The following is a 1125-nucleotide window of genomic DNA, read 5'->3' on the forward strand; positions in this document are numbered from 1 at the left end:
CTTCGACCTGACCGAGACCGCCGTGCGCGAGTGGGTCCGCCAGGCCGAGCGCGACGCCGGGACCCGCGATGACGGCGGCCTGAGCAGCGACGAGAAGGCCGAGCTCGCTGCCCTGCGGCGGGAGAACCGGAGGCTGCGCGAGGACGTGGAGATCCTCAAACGGGCCACAGCTTTCTTCGCCAAGGAGACCCGGTGAACGTCCACCCGTTCATCGAGGCGGAGAAGGTCGGCAGCGGCAACGTCAAGCGTGCGTGCGAACTGCTCCAGGTCTCCCGTGCCGCCTACTACGCCCGCCGCGCCGCGGGCCCGTCCGCGCGTGAGCGAGCCGACGCCGCGCTGACCGAGAAGATCATCGAGGTGCACGACGAGTCGAAAGGAACCTACGGGACGCCGCGGATCCACGCCGAACTCGCCGACCAGGGGCATCGGCACTCCCGCAAGCGCGTCGCCCGGCTCCTGCGCAAGGCCGGCCGAGCCGGTCGGGCACCGAAACGGTGGCGCACCACCACCATCCCGGATCCGGCCGCGACCACTGCGGATGATCTGATCAAGCGAGATTTCTCCTGCAGCGCAAGGGATATCAACAGCAGGTGGTGCGGGGACATCACCTACATCAACACCTGGGAAGGGTGGATGTACCTCGCGACCGTGATCGACCTCGGATCCCGGAAGGTCGTCGGCTGGGCCACCGCCGACCACCTGCGCACCGACCTGGTCGAGCAGGCGCTGCGCAACGCCGTCGCCCAGCGACGCCCCGATCCCGGAGTGATCTTCCACTCCGACAGGGGTTGTCAGTACACCTCTGGTCAGTACGCCCGCGCGGCGGCTGACGCCGGCGTGCGGCTCTCGGTCGGCCGCAAGGGCCAATGCTGGGACAACGCGGTCGCCGAATCGTTCTTCGCCACCATCAAAACCGAGCTGCTCGACCGCCAGCCCTGGCCGACGAAAACCAAGGCACACAAGGCAATCTTCGAATACATCGAGGGCTGGTACAACACCCGCCGCCGGCATTCGAGCCTCGGCTACCTCAGCCCCGCAGCCTACGAATCGACCCGATACCAACCAGTCGATCAGGTAGCGTGATCACACCTCATCGACCCTGTCCGTCAAAACGGGCCAATCCCA

Annotated in this window: 1 protein-coding gene and 1 pseudogene; both read left to right on the forward strand. The window is 67.2% G+C overall.

The genetic code is table 11. The features are described 5' to 3' along the window. A pseudogene (locus tag SK571_RS46105) lies at positions 1-196 on the forward strand (hypothetical protein); the annotation flags it as partial. Further along, the gene (locus SK571_RS46110) at positions 193-1083 is read left to right on the forward strand and encodes an IS3 family transposase (protein WP_319990422.1); all 891 of its coding nucleotides are present in this window, start codon (positions 193-195) and stop codon (positions 1081-1083) included. The pseudogene SK571_RS46105 and the gene SK571_RS46110, both read left to right, overlap by 4 nt. Positions 1084-1125 lie beyond the last annotated feature (42 nt).

This window comes from Lentzea kristufekii (assembly GCF_033949925.1).
Lineage (GTDB): Bacteria > Actinomycetota > Actinomycetes > Mycobacteriales > Pseudonocardiaceae > Lentzea > Lentzea kristufekii.